Annotated in this window: 15 protein-coding genes and 1 riboswitch; of the genes, 3 read left to right on the forward strand and 12 right to left on the reverse strand. The window is 63.1% G+C overall.

Annotation, left to right across the window (positions count from 1 at the left end; all coding sequences use genetic code 11):
* Positions 1 to 30 precede the first annotated feature (30 nt).
* From ACS3QZ_RS11265 to ACS3QZ_RS11295, 7 genes are all read right to left on the reverse strand, one after another.
* Positions 31 to 960, reverse strand: a complete 930-nt coding sequence (locus ACS3QZ_RS11265; protein WP_456037907.1) for a dihydroneopterin aldolase — start codon at positions 958 to 960, stop codon at positions 31 to 33.
* Between the two features lie 127 nt (positions 961 to 1087).
* Positions 1088 to 1732 (reverse strand): cell wall hydrolase, encoded by a 645-nt coding sequence (locus ACS3QZ_RS11270; RefSeq protein WP_456037908.1) that lies wholly within the window; start codon positions 1730 to 1732, stop codon positions 1088 to 1090.
* A 151-nt stretch (positions 1733 to 1883) separates the two neighbouring features.
* Positions 1884 to 4424: a pyruvate, phosphate dikinase gene (gene ppdK, locus ACS3QZ_RS11275; RefSeq protein ID WP_456037909.1), complete on the reverse strand. Its 2541-nt coding sequence runs from the start codon at positions 4422 to 4424 to the stop codon at positions 1884 to 1886.
* Positions 4425 to 4510: 86 nt separating this feature from the next.
* Positions 4511 to 6736, reverse strand: coding sequence for a glycine--tRNA ligase subunit beta (glyS, locus tag ACS3QZ_RS11280; protein ID WP_456037910.1), 2226 nt, complete (start codon positions 6734 to 6736; stop codon positions 4511 to 4513).
* 9 nt (positions 6737 to 6745) lie between these two features.
* The gene (gene gltS / locus ACS3QZ_RS11285; protein ID WP_456037911.1) at positions 6746 to 7957 is read right to left on the reverse strand and encodes a sodium/glutamate symporter; all 1212 of its coding nucleotides are present in this window, start codon (positions 7955 to 7957) and stop codon (positions 6746 to 6748) included.
* Between the two features lie 3 nt (positions 7958 to 7960).
* Positions 7961 to 8485, reverse strand: a complete 525-nt coding sequence (locus ACS3QZ_RS11290; protein ID WP_456037912.1) for a DUF6446 family protein — start codon at positions 8483 to 8485, stop codon at positions 7961 to 7963.
* A complete protein-coding gene (locus ACS3QZ_RS11295; RefSeq protein ID WP_456037913.1) occupies positions 8482 to 9411 on the reverse strand; it encodes a glycine--tRNA ligase subunit alpha in 930 nt (309 codons plus the stop codon). The genes ACS3QZ_RS11290 and ACS3QZ_RS11295 overlap by 4 nt, the downstream gene beginning before the upstream one ends.
* 152 nt (positions 9412 to 9563) lie before the next feature.
* On the opposite strand from ACS3QZ_RS11295, the gene ACS3QZ_RS11300 reads away from it, so the two are divergent.
* Entirely contained in the window at positions 9564 to 11324 is a 1761-nt protein-coding gene (locus tag ACS3QZ_RS11300) for a serine protease (RefSeq protein WP_456037914.1), read from the forward strand.
* Positions 11325 to 11435: 111 nt separating this feature from the next.
* On the opposite strand, the gene ACS3QZ_RS11305 is transcribed toward ACS3QZ_RS11300, so the two are convergent.
* The 5 genes from ACS3QZ_RS11305 to metZ form a co-directional block, all read right to left on the reverse strand.
* Positions 11436 to 13049 (reverse strand): thiamine pyrophosphate-binding protein, encoded by a 1614-nt coding sequence (locus ACS3QZ_RS11305; RefSeq protein WP_456037915.1) that lies wholly within the window; start codon positions 13047 to 13049, stop codon positions 11436 to 11438.
* Positions 13049 to 14497, reverse strand: a complete 1449-nt coding sequence (locus ACS3QZ_RS11310) for a TrkH family potassium uptake protein (RefSeq protein ID WP_456037916.1) — start codon at positions 14495 to 14497, stop codon at positions 13049 to 13051. Before ACS3QZ_RS11310 ends, ACS3QZ_RS11305 begins: the two co-directional genes overlap by 1 nt.
* A 61-nt stretch (positions 14498 to 14558) precedes the next feature.
* Entirely contained in the window at positions 14559 to 14783 is a 225-nt protein-coding gene (locus ACS3QZ_RS11315; RefSeq protein ID WP_456037918.1) for a hypothetical protein, read from the reverse strand.
* 131 nt (positions 14784 to 14914) lie between these two features.
* Positions 14915 to 16015, reverse strand: coding sequence for a GTP cyclohydrolase FolE2 (gene folE2 / locus ACS3QZ_RS11320; RefSeq protein WP_456037920.1), 1101 nt, complete (start codon positions 16013 to 16015; stop codon positions 14915 to 14917).
* 260 nt (positions 16016 to 16275) lie between these two features.
* Positions 16276 to 17463: an O-succinylhomoserine sulfhydrylase gene (gene metZ / locus ACS3QZ_RS11325; protein ID WP_456037921.1), complete on the reverse strand. Its 1188-nt coding sequence runs from the start codon at positions 17461 to 17463 to the stop codon at positions 16276 to 16278.
* Positions 17464 to 17528: 65 nt separating this feature from the next.
* Positions 17529 to 17606, reverse strand: a riboswitch (SAM riboswitch).
* Between the two features lie 111 nt (positions 17607 to 17717).
* Between metZ and ACS3QZ_RS11330 the strand changes: the two genes are divergently transcribed.
* Together ACS3QZ_RS11330 and ACS3QZ_RS11335 are read left to right on the forward strand one after the other, a co-directional pair.
* Entirely contained in the window at positions 17718 to 18698 is a 981-nt protein-coding gene (locus ACS3QZ_RS11330; RefSeq protein WP_456037923.1) for an alpha/beta hydrolase, read from the forward strand.
* Positions 18631 to 19332, forward strand: coding sequence for a glutathione S-transferase N-terminal domain-containing protein (locus tag ACS3QZ_RS11335; RefSeq protein WP_456037924.1), 702 nt, complete (start codon positions 18631 to 18633; stop codon positions 19330 to 19332). Before ACS3QZ_RS11330 ends, ACS3QZ_RS11335 begins: the two co-directional genes overlap by 68 nt.
* The last annotated feature ends 6 nt before the right edge of the window (positions 19333 to 19338 follow it).

The following is a 19338-nucleotide window of genomic DNA, read 5'->3' on the forward strand; positions in this document are numbered from 1 at the left end:
ATGCGCAATTGCCAGCCGAAAGGCAAGCGCTCAGAACTGCTCGGCGTCCACAGCCACGGCCCGCACGGGGATATTCGCGTGCTCCGGCGGGTTCGCGCCGACGGTCCAGAACCGCCGCGCCTGCACCAGCTCGGCAAACCAGATGCCCAGCGCCACCGCGTCGTGCGGCTGTGCCGACGGGCCATCCACCGCATCCAGCACGATCTTGGACGGCGCCCAGACACAGAACTGCCCATTCTTCATCGCCCAGTCCAGCTCGGTCCGGGTGTTCACCACCACACAGCGCGGGTCTTTCGAGGCCAGCACCCAGGCGTTCTGCTCGATCGTCAGCAGGTCGATCCGCCGCTGGGTCATGGCATGGCCGGTACGCGGCGCGGGCGAATCGCCGGCCCCGACGCAAAAGATCACCGGCACGCCGTCCCGTTCCAGCTGGTCAATCCAACCCGTAAGGTACGGCGACGTGATTGCCTCGTTGGACAGGAACACAACCCGCGGATGGGGGGCCTCATCCTCGGCGGCCTCCTCGACGGGGGCCAATGATGTCTTGCGGCTGCGCACGATCTCCACCCCAAGCGCCCCCGGCCCCCGGTCCAGCTTTTCGATCCGCACGAACACCCGCATCGCCTGTGGCTCATGAAGGATGCGTTCGGCAACGCGCTCGGCCAGCGTTTCCAGAAGATTGAGCCGCTCGGCGGCCAGTTCATGGGCGATCGCCTCGGTCACACGGTCATAAGACAGGATGCGGTCCACATCGTCCTCGACCGCCCCGGACAACGGACGCACCTCGACCACGACGTTGAAACAGACACGCTGCATCTGGCCGCGCTCCTGCTGGAACGCTCCGATGTCTACCTCGACGATATGGTCGCGCAGGGAAATCCGGTCCAGCGGATCGGGGCCAGAAGTGGCTTCGGACCGTTCGGACGGGTGCGCAAATGCGAGGCGGATTTCATTGGTCATGGCGCCGCTCCTGTTGGTATCGGGCAACGCCCAGACTAGGCGCTTGCTTGGCCTTTAACAAAGCCCAAGACGGCAAACCAGCGGCGAAACGCGTCACTGGCGGGTGACTGCGCAGCCTGAGATCGGCCTAATTCTGGGAAATGCGGGTCGGCATCCGGTAGAAATGGTGCACGCCGATGGTCGCGGTCCGCTTGAACTTGCGCGACCAGGACGGGCTCACGGCCTTGGTGTGATAGTGGGTTGCCCCTTCCGTCAACACCTTGGGCGCGCCGTCGATCAACAGCCGGGCCACCTTGCCCACGCGCTCATAAGCGGCCTTTTCGTGGATGCGGTTCTTCACCCCGTCACAGTTGTAGGTGAACTGGCACTGGTATTTGCGCCCGCTCGCCGTACCCTGGTTGATCACGCCACAGATGCTGTCAGGAAACGCGCCATGCTCGGCGCGGTTCATGATGACCTCGGCCACCGCGAACTGTCCCTTGATGCTCTCGCCGCGCGCCTCGAAATAAAGCGCCTCCGAAAGGCACTGCCATTCCGTGTCGCGTTCCTTCTTGGCCACCGGCGGCAGCGTGTCGATCCAAGCACGCGAATAGCTCACCTGCTCGGTCAGCTTTTCAGACTTCGGCGCAAAGAAATCACGAAGCTTCTTTCCATCAAACAACGCCACGCGCTTGGGCAGCGTCGCGTCGTCCCGGTTGTCGGCAGGCGCCTCGGCCATCGCCACTCCGGACGTCAGAGAAAAAACAAGAACGGCAGCAAAAAACTTACGCATAGCGACCTCAAAATCGTTTCCAGACCGGACCCTCCCCGTCCGAAACTGGCGCCCTCTTAGCCGAATTGTCCAAAATCGTCCAGTCGGTCGCCTTTCGGCGCTTCCGACAAGACACGCCGATGTCAAGCAAAAGCCTCAAAAAAGTCTTATTTTATGAGATTTTGTCCTGAATCGCGAACTGTGCTGCGGCCAAACGCGCAACCGGTACGCGGAACGGCGAACAGGACACATAGTTCATTCCGATCTCGCGACAGAAGGCGATTGATTCGGGGCTGCCCCCGTGTTCGCCGCACACCGACAGCGTCAACTCGGGCCGCGCCTTGCGCCCCCGTTCTGCCCCCAGCCGAAGCAGCTCACCCACCCCCTCGCGATCCAGCGTATGGAACGGATCTTCCGGGAAAACGCCCTGCTGCACATAGGGCGACATGAAGCGCCCCGCATCATCGCGCGACAGGCCATAAGTCATCTGCGTGAGGTCGTTGGTGCCGAAGCTGAAAAAGTCACAGTGCGGCGCAATATCCTCTGCCCGGAGCGCGGCGCGCGGTGTTTCCACCATCACGCCCAGCCGATAGTCGAAGTCACGCCCCTTCTCGGTACGCACGGCAGCGGCCACCGCGTCGATGCGGGTCTTGACCAGTTCCACTTCACGCTTGGCCGACACCAGCGGGATCATGATCTCGGGCACGATCGGCGCGCCGTCTTCCGTCACCATCAGCATCGCCTCGAAAATGGCGCGCGCCTGCATGTCGTAGATTTCCGGCACCGTGATCCCAAGCCGCACGCCCCGCATCCCCAGCATCGGGTTGTACTCGCCCAGCGCCTCCACCCGGCGCGTCACGTCCGACAACGGCAGGTTCAGTGCCTCGGCCAGGTCCCGCAGCCCGGCGCGGTCGGTCGGCAGGAACTCGTGCAAGGGCGGATCGAACAGGCGCACACAGACCGGACGCCCCTCCATGATGCGGAACAGTTCAGCAATCGAGTTACGCTGCAACGGCAAAATCTGCTGCAACGCGGCGCGGCGATCCTCCGAACCGTCGGCAAAGATCATCTCGCGGATGGCAGTTAGCCGGTCCGCCTCAAAGAACATGTGCTCGGTCCGGCACAGCCCGATCCCCTGCGCCTTGAAATTCAGCGCCGTGCGCGCATCGTCGGGCGTATCGGCATTGGCGCGCACGTCGATGTCGCGCACATCATCGGCCCAGTTCATCAGCGCCTGGAACGCATCATCCAGTGCCGCCTCGACCATCGGCGCCTCTCCGGCAAGGATCTGGCCGTTGGTGCCGTCCACCGTGATCACGTCGCCCTCGCGGAACACCCGTCCATCCGGCGCCACCAGCCGCCGCTTGCGGGTATGGAACCGCATCTGTGACGCGCCCACCACGCAAGGCAGGCCAAGCCCGCGCCCGATCACGGCGGCGTGGCTGGTGATCCCGCCCCGTTCCGTCAGCGCCGCACTCGCCGCGTGCATGCCGCGAATGTCTTCCGGGTTGGTTTCCCGGCGCACCAACACACAGGCTTCGCCGCGCGCCGCGCTGGCCTGCGCTTCGGCGGCGGTAAAGACGATCTTGCCCGTGGCCGCGCCGGGGCTGGCCGCCACGCCCGCGCCGATCACGTCGCGCTTGGCGTTGGGGTCGATCTGGCGGTGCAAAAGCTCATTAAGGGCGCGTGGCTCGATGCGCATCACCGCTTCCTCGCGCGGGATGATCCCGTCATTGGCCAGCGACACCGCGATCCGCACCGCCGCCCGCGCCGTGCGCTGCACACGCACACCGTCAAGAATATGCACCTCGCCGCTGTCGATCGCGAATTCGCACTGCATCTCTTCGCGCAGCTTTATGCGCATCACTGCCGCATGGGCCTTGAGCTGTTCAAACGCCTCGGGAGCCTCTTCCTCCAGCGACGCGCCACGCGCATCCCTTTCGAGGTACAGCGCCTCTGCCCCGGTCTGCAACGCATCCCGCCCCTGACTCTGGCTCAGGTATCGTCCCGTGATCTGCGGCAGGCCCGTGTCGCCATTGACCAGCTGCAACACGCCCGAACCGCATTCGCCCTGCCCGACACCCAGAACCATCGACTGCACCACCAGCCCAAGCCCCGCATCCGCCGGCGCGCCCTTGGCCATGCGCAACAGGCGTGCGGTTGTGCCCTCCCAGGCCCGCGCCATTGACCGCAACACGCCCACAAGCTGCTGCCCACGTTCCTGCGGAAACGGCTCCTCTGCCTCGTCCTCATAGGCTTCCAGGAACTGTGCCACCACGTCGGGGGCGTTCATATCCAGATCGTCAAAAATATCCGGGTCAAGCCGCGCGACATGCGTCGAATAGGACTGGATGAACTTCACATACAGCCGCGCCGCCGCCTTTTCGCCAATCCGCTTGCCCAGCGCCTCAAGGCGGGCGTCGTTCATGCCGATGTTCAACACCGCCCCCGGCCCACCCCAGTCGGGATCTTCCGAAGACGGGCGCACACACAACAATTGTTCCGAGGCAAAAGGCGCAAGGATACGCGCCATCTCCGGCGTTTCGCCGGTCGCAATCCGATGTACCTCGTCAAAACTCAGCGCCACCGTCACCGGCACAGGCAGGTCCAGCCGCACGAGGCGCTGCAGGCATTTTGCCCGCCCGCCATGATTGGCGACGCTCACAGGCGCATCCTGTGTGATCAGGGTGATATCGGGGTCGTTTTGCTGCACTGCGGCACCTTTCTTTGAAACCGCAGCATACGCGCCAACTGGAACGAGGCAAGCGAAAGCTTGCCTCGCCCGACTGCGTCAGGTGATCACCCCTCGACGCGGGTCAGGTCGGCGGCCCCAAGGCAAATCGTGCGAATACGCGACAACAGGTTCAGACGGTTGCGCCGCACGGTTTCGTTATCACTGTTCACCTGCACCGCTTCAAAGAACGCATCAATCGGGGCGCGCAGAGAGGCCATGGTCCCCATGGCCGATGCGAAATCTTCGGCCTCGATGGCCGAAGAGATCGCGCCCTCCGCCCCGTCAAGCGCCGCAAACAGCGCCTTTTCGCTCTCATCCTCGGCAAATTTCACATCCGCCCCAAAGGAATATTCCACCCCGTCCTTTTCCTCGGCCTGGCTCAGGATGTTGTTGGCCCGCTTGAATCCCTGCAACAGGTTCTCGCCATCTTCAGTGCTCATGAAGTCCTGCAACGCCCGCGCGCGCTTCACCAGCAGCGTCAGGTCATCATTGCCCGGCATCGCGATACAGGCGTCAATCACGTCATGGCGAATGCCCTGATCGCGCAGGTAGACTTTCAGGCGGTCATGGAAGAACCCCAGCAAATCGCGCGACGTGTCCGGCAGACGGCTCTTCAACTCTTCCATATGCTCAGGCAGGTCGCCATCAAACGCATCCAGCACGGTACGCACCGCAGCACCAAAGACGCCATGATCTGCCACTTCCGCCATCATATCCGTCATCAACCCACGCGACACGGCATCATCGCCATTCTGTGCAATCTCGTGACGCAGCAACTGGCCATCAAAGTAGCGATCCAGCGACAGGCGCAGATCGTTTTCCAGCACCAACCGGATCACCCCCAGCGCCGCGCGACGCAAGGCAAACGGGTCTTTCGAGCCGGTCGGCTTTTCGTCGATCGCCCAGAACCCGGTCAGCGTATCCAGCTTGTCCGCCAGCGCCACCGTAACCGACAAGGGCGCGGTGGGCACATCATCTGACGGGCCCAGCGGCGAATAATGCTCCTGCGCCACGGCGGCCACCTCTGCGGGCATGCCTGCGGCCTCGATGTAATAGCGCCCCATCAGGCCCTGCAACTCGGGGAACTCATAGACCATCTGCGAACTCAGATCGGCCTTGGCCAGATGGGCGGCATCCTTCGCGCGGCCTGCGTCGGCACCGGTCACGCCCGCCAGTTCACCCGCAAGCGCGGCGATCCGGTCAATCCGCGCGGCCTGCGTGCCCAGCTTGTTGTGGAAGGTCACGTTTTCAAGGTCGTTGCTCCAGACCGTCATGTCCAGCTTGGCAATGCGCAGATCGTTCTCCCAGAAGAATTTCGCATCCGACAGCCGTGCAAACAGCACCTTCTGGTTGCCCGCCAGAATGGTCGCGCCATGATCGGCGGTCTCGCGGTTGGCCACGGTGATGAACTTCTCGATCCGGCCCGTCTTGGGGTTCTTCACCGAAAAGAACTTCTGGTGCTCCTTCATCGAGGTCTGCAGCACTTCGGCCGGCAGCCCAAGGAAATCCTCGGCAATATCGCCCATCAGAACCACGGGCCATTCCACCAGCCCCGCCACCTCGGCCAGAAGCCCCTTGTCCTCGACCACCTCAAGCCCTTGGGCAAAGGCCATGTTGGTCGCGTCATGCCAGATATGCTCGCCCCGCTCCTCGGCGCTCAGGATCACCTTGTCGCGCTTGAGCTTGACCTCGTAATCCTCGAACCCGGTGACGGCAAACCGTCCTGCGCCCATGAAACGGTGCCCTTCGGTCGTATCACCCGCGGTGATCCCGTCGATCTCCAGCGGCACCACCTCGGCCCCTGCCTCGTCGCTGAGAATGCACAGGATCGAATGCAGCGGACGCACCCAGCGCAGGCTTCCCGCGCCCCAGCGCATCGACTTGGGCCAGGGGAAATTGCGGATCGTGTCTTCCAGAACCTCGGCCACGATCTCAGCCGCCGGACGCCCCGGCTTGGTGATGGTGGCAAAATAAACCGCCCCCTTGGGGGTGTCGCGCTCTTCCAGATCCTCGCGCGCTACGCCAGCGCCGCGCAGGAAGCCTTCGATCGCCTTGTCCGGCGCGCCCACTTTCGGCCCCTTGCGCTCTTCCTTGACGGTCGGGCTTTCGGCCAGCAGCCCCTCAAGCGCCAGCGTCAGACGGCGCGGCGTCGAAAACCCATGCGCCCCGGCATAGGTCAGCCCCGCCTCGACCAGACCATCCGTCACACGTTTCTTCAGGTCTTCAGCAGCCCGCGCCTGCATACGTGCGGGGATTTCCTCGGAAAACAGTTCGATCAGCAGATCAGGCATGACAGGTCCTTAGAAGTTCACGATTGTCTGTATGACAATCGCATTGGCGATATCCACGAAAAAAGCCGAGACAAGCGGCAAAACCACAAAGGCGATGGGCGACGGCCCATAACGCTTGGTCACGGCGGTCATATTGGCGATGGCGGTGGGGGTGGCCCCGAGCGAAAACCCGGCGAACCCGGCGGCCAGCACGGCGGCGCGATACCCGCGCCCCAGAACCGGAAACAGGATGTAGCGGACGAACAGGAACGTCATGACCGTCTGGCAGGCCAATACCAACGCAATGCTCCAGCCAACGCCGCGCAGGGTCGCGAAATCCAGCGTCATCAGCGAAATGGCAAGAAACGCCCCCAGCGCAAAATCCGAAATCACCGCCAGCGACGGCGTCCGCGAAATCGGCGCCATCTTCGGAAACAGCACGGGGGACACGTTGCCCACAACAATCCCCATGATCAGACAGGGCACAAAGGTCGGCAACATCAGCCCGGCGGCCTCGATCACCTCGCCCAGCGCATGGCCAAGGATGATCGCAAGGTTCAGCGCCAGCATCACCCGCATCAGGCTGATATGGGTGATGGGCCGCACATGGCCTTCCTTGTCAAAAGGCAGGCCCACGGTTGTCTCCTCGTCGGGACGGCGCGGGGTCAGGTCGAAACGGGCAATCAGCAGCTTGGCAATCGGTCCCCCGATCAGCGCCGCCACGATCAACCCGAGCGTCGCCATCGCGATCCCGATCTCGGGCATATCGGTCAACCCGGTCGCGCGCACCACCTCGGGCGCCCATGCAATGGCAGTGCCATGCCCCCCGATCAGCGCCGCCGATCCCAGCATCACCCCTGCCGGCACCGGCAGGTCAAAGTAAAGCGCCCCGACGACGCCAATCCCGTTCTGTGCCACGATCATCAGCACCGTCAGCACCAGCAGGATCGCCAGCGGCTTGCCCCCGGCGACGAGATCGCCAAGACGTGCATTCAACCCGATCGAGGTGAAAAACAGGATCAGGAACAGGTCGCGCCCCTGCATCGAGAACTCAAGATCCTGCCCGCTTACCTGCATGTAAAGCGCAAACAGACCTGCGGCGAGCAACCCGCCCGACACCGGTTCAGGAATATTGAACTCGCGCAGGAACACTACCTTGCGGGTCAGCCGAGCCCCCAGCAGAAAGACCGCGAACCCGAAGGTCGCGGTCAGAAAGTCGTTTATGATGACCGGCTCAGCCACCCATCAGCTCTCCGGCGCGGGCGGACAGCCCTCGGGCGCGGGCTTGCCGTCAAACACGACCTCGCCACAGCGGTTGATCTGATGCCACGCGAAACCGCGCCCATCCGGCAGGATCGCGATCACGCGATCCACGCCGTAAACCACGTTCTCAGTGCCCAAAAACGCCAGCGCCTCGCCCTCTTCCAGGGCATAACCGATTTCCTTGGCATCAAAACAGTCAAACCACCCCGGCGCCACAAGCGGCTCGGGGCGTTCATAGGCTTCATAGGTTTCGGTCAGCAGGCCGGAACTCATCGACGTGGTGAAACAGGCCCGATACCGGATCGGGGAACTCTCCGAGTCAATCGCCTCGAAGTTTTCATAGAGAATCGGCTCGGGCTGACCGCTGGCCATCACGGTCAATTGCACGTCATCCGTGCCCGACGCCGGAACGGCATCGTAATAGGCATAAACCTGCAGGTAATACATGGCGATGCCAGCAATGAAAGCGACCACGACAATAAACCCCGCCAGCAGTTTTCCGTTCACGCCGCGTGCCCCCCGGCCTCGGTCAGCACAAAGGCGTCGGCGCATTGCTTGGCCAGCGCCCGCACCCGCCCGATATAGGCTTGCCGCTCGGTGACCGAGATCACCCCGCGCGCGTCCAGAAGGTTGAACAAGTGGGACGCCTTGATGCACTGATCGTATGCCGGATGCGCCATGATGATGCGCTTGCCGGTTTTCGGGTCGACATGCTCCTGCGCCAGAATCTTTTCGCACTCTGCCTCGGCCTCCTCGAACTGCTTCAAAAGCACCTCGGTATTGGCCACGTCAAAGTTCCAGCGGCTGTATTCCTGCTCGGTCTGTTTGAACACGTCCCCATAAGACAGCGCAATCGGCGCGTCCGGTGCGTTGAACGGCATGTCCATCACGTGATCCACACCCAGAACATACATCGCCAGCCGTTCAAGCCCATAGGTCAGCTCGCCCGAAACCGGGTGACAGTCATGCCCGCCGACCTGTTGGAAATAGGTGAACTGGCTGACTTCCATACCGTCACACCAAACTTCCCAGCCAAGCCCCCACGCGCCCAGCGTCGGGCTTTCCCAGTCATCCTCGACAAAGCGGATATCATGCAGCTCCATGTCGATCCCGATCGCCTCAAGCGAGCCGAGATACAGCGCCTGAAGATCCGGCGGGCTGGGTTTGATCAGAACCTGGTACTGGTAATAATGCTGCAACCGGTTCGGGTTCTCGCCATAGCGCCCGTCGGTCGGACGGCGCGACGGCTGCACATAGGCCGCGGCCCAGGGTTTGCTGCCCAGCGACCGCAGGGTCGTGGCCGGGTGGAACGTCCCGGCGCCGACTTCCATGTCATAAGGTTGCATGACGGCACAGCCCTTCTCGGCCCAGTATGCCTGAAGCCGCAGGATGATCTCCTGGAAACTGCGCGGTTTGCTGTCTTTTGATGCCATGGCTCTGCCCCTTGGAAACGCGGCTCTTGCTTATGCGGATGCAAAGACGGGGTCAATTGCACGAAGCCTCAAAATGGGGATGCAAGACGGCGTGAACCTGCTAAACAGGTCCAACCAAGACACCTATTTGCATTTCAGGGGCCTTTCCAAAGATGTTGCGCGTACTACTGTCGCTGTTTCTCTCCGCTTTCTTCTTCACCACCGCCGCTTTCTCCCAATCCGCCGATGACGAACTTGTCTGGGTCCAGCTCGAGGCCCAACCCAGCCTGACCGTCGCCGAAGAACGCATCCGCGCCTATGGCGAACGGATGCAGGACGTGAACGGATTTTCTCTTGGCGGCGGCTGGTACGCCATCGCGCTTGGCCCCTATCAGCGCCGCGATGCGGAATCCGTGCTGCAGGTCTACCGCTCCGAGGGCCTGATCCCGATCGACAGCTACATTTCCACCGCGGGCAGCTACCGCAGCCAGTTCTGGCCGGTGGGCGCCAACCAGCTTGCGGCGCAAACCGCCGCTGCCGCGCCCAACACGCCGACCGGCACCGCCCCCAGCGTGGCGCCCGCCCAGCCGCCCGCGCCCCAGGTCGCCGATGAAACCCCGCGCGAAGCCCGCGCCAGCGAAGCCCGCCTGACCCGTGACGAGCGCATGGAACTGCAGGAACTGCTGAAATGGGCCGGCTATTACGCATCCGCCATCGACGGCGCCTTCGGGCGTGGCACCCGTGCCTCCATGGCCGCTTGGCAGCGCGACAACAATTTCGAGGAAACCGGCGTTCTCACCACGATGCAGCGCCAGATGCTGCTGGATCAGTATAACGCCGTGCTCAAGGGCATGAACCTGCAACTGGTCAGCGACTTTGACGCCGGGATCGAAATCATGCTGCCGCTGGGTGTCGTTGCCAAGGCGACCACCGAATACCCGTTCGTGCAATATGACGCCACTAGCGACATCCCGGCCAAGGTCCTGTTGATCAGCCAGGCGGGCGACCAGACCACGCTCTTTGGCCTCTATGACATCATGCAGACGCTGGAAATCGTGCCCCTCAACGGCAAGCGCGACCGCAAGGACCGCGGCTTCCTGCTAATCGGGGAAGGCGCCGACATCGTCTCGCATACCGAGGTCGTGCTCAAGGATGGCGAGATCAAGGGCTTCACCCTGGTCTGGCCCGCCGGAGACGAAGAGCGCCGCACCCGCATCCTGACCGAAATGCAGGACAGCCTCGCGCGCATCGACGGCATTCTCGATCCCGCGGCGGGCAGCAATCCGACGCAGGATATCGACCTGATCGCTGGCCTGCAGATCCGCAAACCCCGCCTGTCGCGCTCGGGGTTCTTCATTGACCCGACCGGCCGCGTCGTCACCACCGCCGAGGCGGTGCAGAACTGTACCCGGATCACGCTGGAAGAGGATTACGAGGCCACCGTGGCGACGATCGATTCCACCCTCGGCGTCGCGATTCTCGAACCGCAAAGCGCGCTGGCCCCGATGAGCGTGGCCAGCCTGCGCCTCGGCGTGCCGTTGCTGAAATCGGACGTGGCGGTTTCGGGCTATTCCTACGAAGGTATGCTCGGCGCGCCCACCATGACCTTCGGCCAACTGGCCGATATCAAGGGCCTCGCTGGCGAACAGGAACTCGCCCGCCTCGCGCTGGCGGCCCAACCCGGCGATGCCGGTGGCCCCGTGTTCGATGCGGGCGGCGCGGTCTTCGGCATGCTCCTGCCGCGCGCATCCGGCAGCGCGCAACAGCTCCCCGACAATGTGAGCTTCGCGGTCAACGCCGATGCCATCCGCGCCCTGCTGGAACAGGAAGGCATCCGCGCCACCACCAGCGACGTCTCCGGCGCCATGGCCCCCGAGGACATAACCCGGCTGGCCTCCGGCATGACCGTCCTCGTGAGCTGTTGGGCCGACTGACGCCTCCAACAAAAAAAACAATAGGGCGCCCCTCACACCGGGCGCCCTTCTTCATTTTGCCAGAAATACTCTGGGGGAATCGCGGCTCTGCCGCGATGGGGGCAACGCCCCCTACCCCCTCGCCAGCTCCGGCGTCATACGAATGAGCGTCGGACGATCCGCCGCAAACGCCGCCAGCACCGCCTCCTGCAACGCCGCCACGTCCTGCGGCGCTTCGGACAAACACCCATAGGCTTCCGCCAGCTTGCAGAAATCCGGGTTCACCGCTTCAACCGCATTGGGCGCGATCTGGCTGGCGGTCATGCTGTCCTCGATCTCCTTGAGCTTGCCATTGTCCCAGAGCAGGATCGGGATCGGCAATTTCATCTCCACCGCCGCACCAAGCTCCTGCACCGTGTACTGGAACCCGTAATCCCCCGCGATACAGACCGTCGGAAACCCGCGCCGCGCCATCGCCCCGCCAATCGCGGCAGGCAAAGCATAGCCCAGCGTGCCAAACCCCGTGGGGTGGTGCCACATGTTCGGTCTGGCCATGTCCCAGACCTCCTTGGCGACGTAGGCAAACTGGGTCATGTCCGAAAACACCATCGCATCTTCCGGCATCACTTCGGCCAAAGCCGCACACAGCGGCACAATCCCCGGACGCTCCGCATCCGCCTCGGCCCGGAACCGTGCCTTCGCGGCGGCAATCTCACCCGCGTCCCACCTGGCGGGCTGCGGCGCCTCCAGCAAATCCAACAGCGCTTTGACAAACAGATAGGCATCCGCCTGCACCGTGATCCCGGCCCGGTGCCGGTCGGCCAGCACTTCCGGGTCGATATCCACCCGCACCAATGTCCCGCGATGGCCCAGTTCGTCCCGCCACAGATCGTTTTCAGACAGTTCCGTGCTAATCGCGATCACCAGATCAGCCTCGCCAATGATCCGCGCACTTTCCGGTCGCCCAAGGTAACAGCCAAAGCTCATCGGATCATCCGGCGTCAGCAAACCACCCCCGGCATAGGTCATGAACGCCGCCGCGCCGCTTTCCGCCACAAGATCGCGCACCAGCCGCGCGCCGCCCATCCCGTGCGCCGCCATGCCCCCGCCAAAGATGAACAAGGGTTTGCACGCCTGAACCAGATCCTGCACGATCCCGCGCATGTCTCCGGCATCCGGCACCCCATGCGCCTCGCCCCAGCCCGGCGGCCCTTTCGGCGCAGGCGCGGCCAGGCTTCCGAGCACCCCAATCGGCACCTGGATATGCTTGGGCCGCGCGCGGCGCGCCGCGAATTCCACCAGCGCACGGTCGATCAGCCCATAGGCCGCCTCCGCACTGCGCGCCTCCTCGGACCAGTCACACACGCAAGCCGCCGCGCCCTGCTGATCCAGCATCTGGTGCAGCTGCCCGCGCGTCGCCGCCACCTCATCCAGACAGGATGAGATCACCAGCACCGGCACGCTGTCGGAAAAGGCCTGCCCCATAGGCGTCATGATATTGCACAGGCCCGGCCCAGTGATCACATAGGCCACCCCCGGCTTGCCGCTGGCCCGCGCATAGCCATCCGCCATGAACCCCGCGCCCTGCTCATGACGCGCCAGTACATGCGTGATCCCGGCTTCTTCAATGCCTCGATACAACTCGACATTGTGCACGCCGGGAATGCCAAAGATCACATCCACGCCGCGCGCCTTGAGCATATGCGAAATCTGCGCCCCCAACGGCGCCCGCGTTTCCTCGACCATCACGCCCTCCAGAACTGAACCGTGAACAATACGTAGACCGCCAGCAACTCCAGCCGCCCGATCAGCATTCCGATCACCAGCAGCCACTTGGCCAAATCATTCAGCGTCGAGAAATTCCCGGCCGGGCCGATGATATCCCCCAATCCGGGACCGATATTCGCAATCGCCGTCGCCGCCCCCGAAATCGCCGTCACGAAATCAAGCCCCGTCATGCTCAACGCCACCGCCAGGACACCAAGGCTCACCGTGAAGAACACGAAAAATGTCATCACCGAGCTCAGCACGTCTTCATCCACCCGCCGCCCCTGGTAACGCGTGGTGAAGACGCCACTGGGATGCTGGATCTTGCGCAGCTGCACCTTGATCGCGGAAAACAGAAGCTGGTAGCGGAAAATCTTGACCGAACAGGCCGTCGACCCCGCGCAGCCACCAATCAGCCCAATGAAAAAGAACATCGTGATGATGAACCCGCCCCAGTTCATGTAGTCGACGCTGGCATAGCCGGTTCCGGAAATGATCGAAGTGATATTGAACAGGGCTTCGCGGAACGACTGTTCCCAGTGATGCGGGAAAATCCGGGTCAGAACCACCGTGAACAACAGCACGAGCACCCCGATCGTGATCAGGAAGACATGCACCTGACTGTCCCGCAACAGGGGCCGCGACTGCCCGTTGACCATCTGGACATAGCGCACAAAGGGCAACGCCGCGAGGATCATGAACACCGAGGCCGCATATTCCATCGGGCCGGAAAACGCCCCGAACGAGGCATCCCGCGTTGAAAACCCGCCGGTGGACACCGTTGTCAGCGCGTGAACGACCGCATCGAAAACGGGCATCCCCATCAAGGCATAGGTCGTCAGGCAGGCCAGCGTCAGCCCGACATAGATCACCGATATCTGCGCCGAAATCGCCGTCGCGCGGGGCAGAATTTTCCCCATCGTGTCAAAGGCTTCCGACCGGAAGATCTGCATCCCGCCAACCCGCAGCTCGGGCAGGAACACCATCGCGACCACAATGATCCCGATCCCGCCCAGCCATTGCAGCAACCCGCGCCACAACAACATGCCGCGCGGCAGATCATCCAGCCCGGAAAACACGGTGGACCCGGTCGTGGTCAACCCCGACATCGCCTCGAACACCGCGTCCACAATCCGCGCCTCGGTGGCCCCCAGCATGAACGGCATCGCCCCGAAGACCGGCAGCGCCACCCAGACGCCGGTGGTCAGAAGAAAGGTCTGCTGCAGGCTCAGCCCGCTTCCCCGCCCGTTATGACAGGACAGGGACACCAGCCCGCCGGACAGAAGCGTGATCACCGCGCTGATGAAAAACGTCGACCAATGCTCGGTTCCATCCATGAGATCCACCGCCATCGGCAGCAGCATGGTCATACCCAGCATGGCCACCAGAAGGCCGATCACATATCCGACAGGACGCAGGTCAAACATGGCCGCAGCGTTGGCTTGCCCATCCGCCCCTGTCAAGCAGGATCAACCGCCCCGCGCGCCCTCACCCCAGCAAATCCGCAAAGACATAGGCCGGAATCTGGTCGCGCGTCAGACCGAGATAGGCCAACTGGCAATCGCTGAGCGCATCCAGCGCAAAGGCGTCATGCAGACGCCGCCGCCGCTCGGTTCCGGCATTGAACCCCATCCCCTGCGACGCAAGGAAAAGGTCCATCCGCCTGAGCATCCGGCTTGATGAGACATGGATCTCGAAATCGTCGCCGTTCATTGGAAACCTCCGTTCGCAACGTCTTCGGTTTCCTCCCACGGGCTCAGTTTACAGCAATACCGCACCTGCGCGGGCCGCGCCCAGCCATACGGCAACGGCGGTGTTGCCCCCCTGCCGCACGCGCGCGAGCCTTACCCGACGTGGAACAGCGTCGTGAACAGCTTGGGATCAAGGCTCTGACCCGCAAAAAACGGCCCCTCGGTCAGCACCGACACCGCATCATGACTGTGCAGGCTCTCCTGGTGGCTGGCAATCACCCGGAAATCCCCGATCCGCGGATCGTTCTTGAGCTGCTCGCAAAACAGCCGCGCCGCATCCTCGACAAAAATCGGGTTGGCCGCATTGAGTTCCGCAAAGGCCTGCTCGTCCTCCCGCTTGACCATCACCTGCGTTTCCGTCGGCACCGCCGCCCGCGCAAGGTCAATCAGGTCTTCGAACCACAGGCAGTCCTCCCCAACGATCTCAACCGAAATCCGCGCCACAGAGCGCTGCGAATGCGGCGTCGCAAGCTGGCCGCGCGCCATGCGCGCATGTTCGCTCAACTCAAGCGAACAGGGGCAGGTCGACGAATAGACATAGTCGAGATGCATCACTTTATGCAGTTCTCCGTTCATCTGGACCTTCTCCAGCGCGATGTCGTAATACTGGTACCCCTGCAACCCGGACCGCAACGAGTCGATCTTCATCGGATAGCTGAACCGCATCTGAAGCCGCGCATCAAAGCTTTCCAGGTCAGTGATGTAATCGGCCAGCGCCGCTTCCATCACCTCGAAACTGAACGTCTTTTCCGCGTGTTTGTAGAAGGACCGCATGATCCGGGACATGTTGATGCCCTTCTTGTCGGCCTCAAGACTCACCGTTCCGGTGACGCTGGTTTCCAGCGTGATATCGCCATTGTCACGCGTGTGAAACCGGATCGGCAGGCGAAAGTTTGAAATGCCCACATGCTGGATCTGCTGCTTCTCGCCCTTGATCAGGCTGCTTGGCCCGTTCTGCAAATCCGGCAGGCTGGCGCGATAAGCGGCATCCACCTCGAAATCTTCCGGATAATCCCGCGACAGGTCGGGATAGTTCGACAACGGCTGGTCCGGCAAAAGCCGCGCCACCGCCGGATCCAGCTCCGCAATTTCCGTCACCGTCGCCTGTGCCGCCCAAGCGCGCAGGCGCTCAAGCGCCTCGCGTGCGTCATCACGGGACAAGCTGTCGGAGCCTTTGGGCGTCTGCATGTTCATCGGCGGGGTGCCTTTCGTTTCGCGTCCTGTCGCCAGTCTAATGTAAGCAAAGCCCGGCAAGATTACCAATCTCGAAGACTCCTACGTCAAAAACGACGCCCCGGATCATTCAGGATCTCTTGCCCTTCTCCAGGAATAGCAAGGCGAAACAGAGAGGGAACGCCCCCTTGATCTTCCTTTTGCCAAAAATATCCCGGGGGAGCCGCAGCTTGCTGCGGCGGGGGCAGCGCCCCCTTCCCCCTTTTCTTCAGGCGGCGCGCCTATCCCTGCGCCGCCGCCAAAGCCTGCATCACATCCCCGATCAGATCGTCCGTGTCTTCCAGCCCCACCGAGAACCGCACCAATCCCGGCGTGATTCCCAACTCATCTTTCTGATCGTCCGATAGCCGCTGGTGCGTGGTCGTCGCGGGGTGGGTGGCAATCGACTTCGCGTCGCCAAGGTTGTTGGAAATCACCGCCACGTTCAGCGCGTTCAGGAAACGAAACGCCGCCGCCTGCCCGCCCTTGATGTCCAGCGACAGCACCGTACCGCCCTTGCCCCCGAGCTGCGTCTGCACCAGCGCGTTCTGCGCATGGGTCTTCAGCCCCGGATAAAGCACCCGTTCCAGCGCCGCGTGCCCCTCCAGCGCTTCGGCAATCGCCTGTGCGCTGGCCGCCTGCGCGCGCACCCGCAGGTCGATGGTCTCGAGCCCCTTGAGCAACACCCACGCGTTGAACGGCGACATGCTGCCCCCGGTATGCTTCATGTAGGGTTCCACCGTCTTGCGGATGAACTCCTTCGTACCAAGGATCACGCCCCCCAGCGTGCGCCCCTGCCCGTCGATATGCTTGGTTGCGGAATAGATCACCGCATCCGCCCCTTGCGCAATTGCGTTCGAGAAAACAGGGGTCGAGAACACGTTGTCCACCACCACCTTGGCGCCTACGCCATGGGCAATCTCGGCCACACCGGCCACGTCGATCACCTCGAGCGTCGGGTTGGACATGCTTTCAAAGAACACCGCCCTGGTGTCGGGGCGCACCGCCGCACGCCACGCGTCCAGATCGGTGCCGTCGACGAACGTGACCTCGACGCCGTAACGGGTCAGAATGTCTTCAAGGATATAAAGGCACGACCCGAACAGCGCCTTGGCCGAAACCACGTGATCCCCGGCCTTCAGCATCGAGGTCAGCGCGCCGTTGACCGCCGCCATGCCACTCGCCGTGGCAAAGGCATCCTCGGCCCCTTCCAGAAGTGCAATCCGCTCTTCGAACATGGCCACCGTGGGGTTGCCATAACGGGCATAGATGAACTCGTCCGGCCCGGCTTCGATAAACCGCGCCTCGGCCTGTTCGGCACTCTCGTAAACGAACCCCTGTGTCAGGAAGATCGCCTCGCTCACCTCGTTATACTGGCTGCGGCGCGTGCCGCCGTGGACCAGCTTGGTGCGTGTGTTCCAGTCACTCATTTCCATATCTCCCGGGCGGCTCCAGTCGCCCAACAAAAAAGCCCCGTTTCGGCCAAGCGAAAGGGGGCTCCTTCTTCCTGACCTCTTTAGCGGCATGTTTTACGTGGCCCGCAATCCGGTAACAAATCGCCACACCGATCGATTAGCGCGCCAAGGTGTTGCACGTCAACACCGTCACGGTCCTGAAACCCGATTTTCACGCCAGATACACAAACATTCTGAATACCGCACACAAGATGTAGGGGAGTCGCCCAATGGCACTCATACGGATCAATGCCGATGGCCGCACGCCCAGGCTGCATGGCGCGGGACAGGGGCTTGAGCCGACTCTGCGGCGCGTGCTTGCCACACCCGGCCCCATCGCCATCATGATCCACGGTTTCCGTTTTCAACCCGCCGACCCGGCCCATTGCCCGCACCTTCATATCCTGTCACTTCAGGACACGGCCCACCGAAAGGCGCTGAGCTGGCCCCGCCATCTCGGCTTTGACAGCCAAGGGGTCGGTATCGCCTTTGGCTGGACCGCCCGCGGCAGCCTGAAACAGGCGCTGAAGGCCGCCATGCGCGCCAGCCGCGCCCTTGCCGGGCTGATCGCCACCCTGCAGCGCCTCGAACCGCACCGCCCGGTTCATCTCATCGCCCATTCCATGGGGGGGTTCCTCGCGCTGCGCGCCCTGCCGCATGCGCCTGCCGGGGCGGTCGGGCGGGTGATCCTGCTGAACGCGGCGGCCTTTGAACGTGATGCCATCCGCGCGCTGGCATCTCCTGCGGGCAGCGGCGCGGAACTCTTCAATATCTCGAGCCGCGAAAACGCCCCTTATGACTACCTGTTCGCGCGGCTCCTGCAACGGCGGGACCGGCTTCTGGGGCGCGGGCTGAGCGCGCCCAACGCTGTCACCCTGCGCCTTGACGACCGCCGCACCCTTGACCACCTCGCCACGCTCGGTTTTCCCATCGCCCCGCGCCGCCGCATGGTCTGTCACTGGTCCACCTACCTGCGCCCCGGCGTGTTCCCCTTCTATCGCAGTCTGATCCACGACCCCGCGCGCCTGCCGCTGGCACAGCTGCAAACCCTTTGCCGCCCGACATACTCCCCTCGGCACCCCGGCTTTTCCTTGCCCCTCTGGCCGAAACCGGCATCATGGCCGCCGCAACAGGAGCACGCCCATGACAGACCGGATCGACCTTTATTACTGGCCCACCCCGAACGGATGGAAAGTCTCCATCGCCCTTGAAGAAATGGGCCTGCCCTATGAAACGCACCTGATCAATATCGGACAGGGCGACCAGTTCGCCCCCGATTTCCTGAACATTGCCCCCAACAACCGCATGCCCGCCATCGCCGACCCTGACGGCCCCGGCGGCGCGCCGGTTTCGGTGTTCGAAAGCGGCGCCATCCTGATGTATCTCGCGCGCAAGACGGGCCGTTTCTACGGGGCATCCGAACGTGACAGGATCGCGGTCGACGAATGGCTCATGTGGCAGATGGGCGGCGTCGGCCCCATGGCCGGGCAGGCGCATCACTTTCTGAAATACGCCCCCGAAAACATTGCCTATGCCAAGGACCGCTACCGCGGCGAGGTTGCCCGTCTCTACGGGGTTCTTGACCGGCGCCTGGCCGAGTACCGCTATGTCGCGGGCGACTTCTATTCCATCGCCGACATGGCGATCTGGGGCTGGGCCTCGCTCTGGGAAGGACAGGAGCAGACACTTGAGGACAAGCCGCACATGGCGCGCTGGCTTCGCGACCTCTGGGAGCGCCCCGCCCTTCGGCGCGGACGTGCGCTTTATGCCGATCTGCGTGGGGACAAGTCCGACACCTGGGTTCAGGCAGATCTTTTGAGCCTCTCGGTAGCTCAGCAAAGCTGAGCCTGG

The organism is Shimia sp. W99, from assembly GCF_053851455.3.

Coding starts and splice junctions, on each gene's coding strand:
- ACS3QZ_RS11265 (WP_456037907.1), bottom strand. CDS start 960: ATGACCAATGAAATCCGCCTCGCATTTGCGCACCCGTCCGAACGGTCC.
- ACS3QZ_RS11270 (WP_456037908.1), bottom strand. CDS start 1,732: ATGCGTAAGTTTTTTGCTGCCGTTCTTGTTTTTTCTCTGACGTCCGGA.
- glyS (WP_456037910.1), bottom strand. CDS start 6,736: ATGCCTGATCTGCTGATCGAACTGTTTTCCGAGGAAATCCCCGCACGT.
- ACS3QZ_RS11295 (WP_456037913.1), bottom strand. CDS start 9,411: ATGGCATCAAAAGACAGCAAACCGCGCAGTTTCCAGGAGATCATCCTG.
- ACS3QZ_RS11300 (WP_456037914.1), top strand. CDS start 9,564: ATGTTGCGCGTACTACTGTCGCTGTTTCTCTCCGCTTTCTTCTTCACC.
- ACS3QZ_RS11305 (WP_456037915.1), bottom strand. CDS start 13,049: ATGGTCGAGGAAACGCGGGCGCCGTTGGGGGCGCAGATTTCGCATATG.
- ACS3QZ_RS11310 (WP_456037916.1), bottom strand. CDS start 14,497: ATGTTTGACCTGCGTCCTGTCGGATATGTGATCGGCCTTCTGGTGGCC.
- ACS3QZ_RS11315 (WP_456037918.1), bottom strand. CDS start 14,783: ATGAACGGCGACGATTTCGAGATCCATGTCTCATCAAGCCGGATGCTC.
- folE2 (WP_456037920.1), bottom strand. CDS start 16,015: ATGAACATGCAGACGCCCAAAGGCTCCGACAGCTTGTCCCGTGATGAC.
- metZ (WP_456037921.1), bottom strand. CDS start 17,463: ATGAGTGACTGGAACACACGCACCAAGCTGGTCCACGGCGGCACGCGC.
- ACS3QZ_RS11330 (WP_456037923.1), top strand. CDS start 17,718: ATGGCACTCATACGGATCAATGCCGATGGCCGCACGCCCAGGCTGCAT.
- ACS3QZ_RS11335 (WP_456037924.1), top strand. CDS start 18,631: ATGACAGACCGGATCGACCTTTATTACTGGCCCACCCCGAACGGATGG.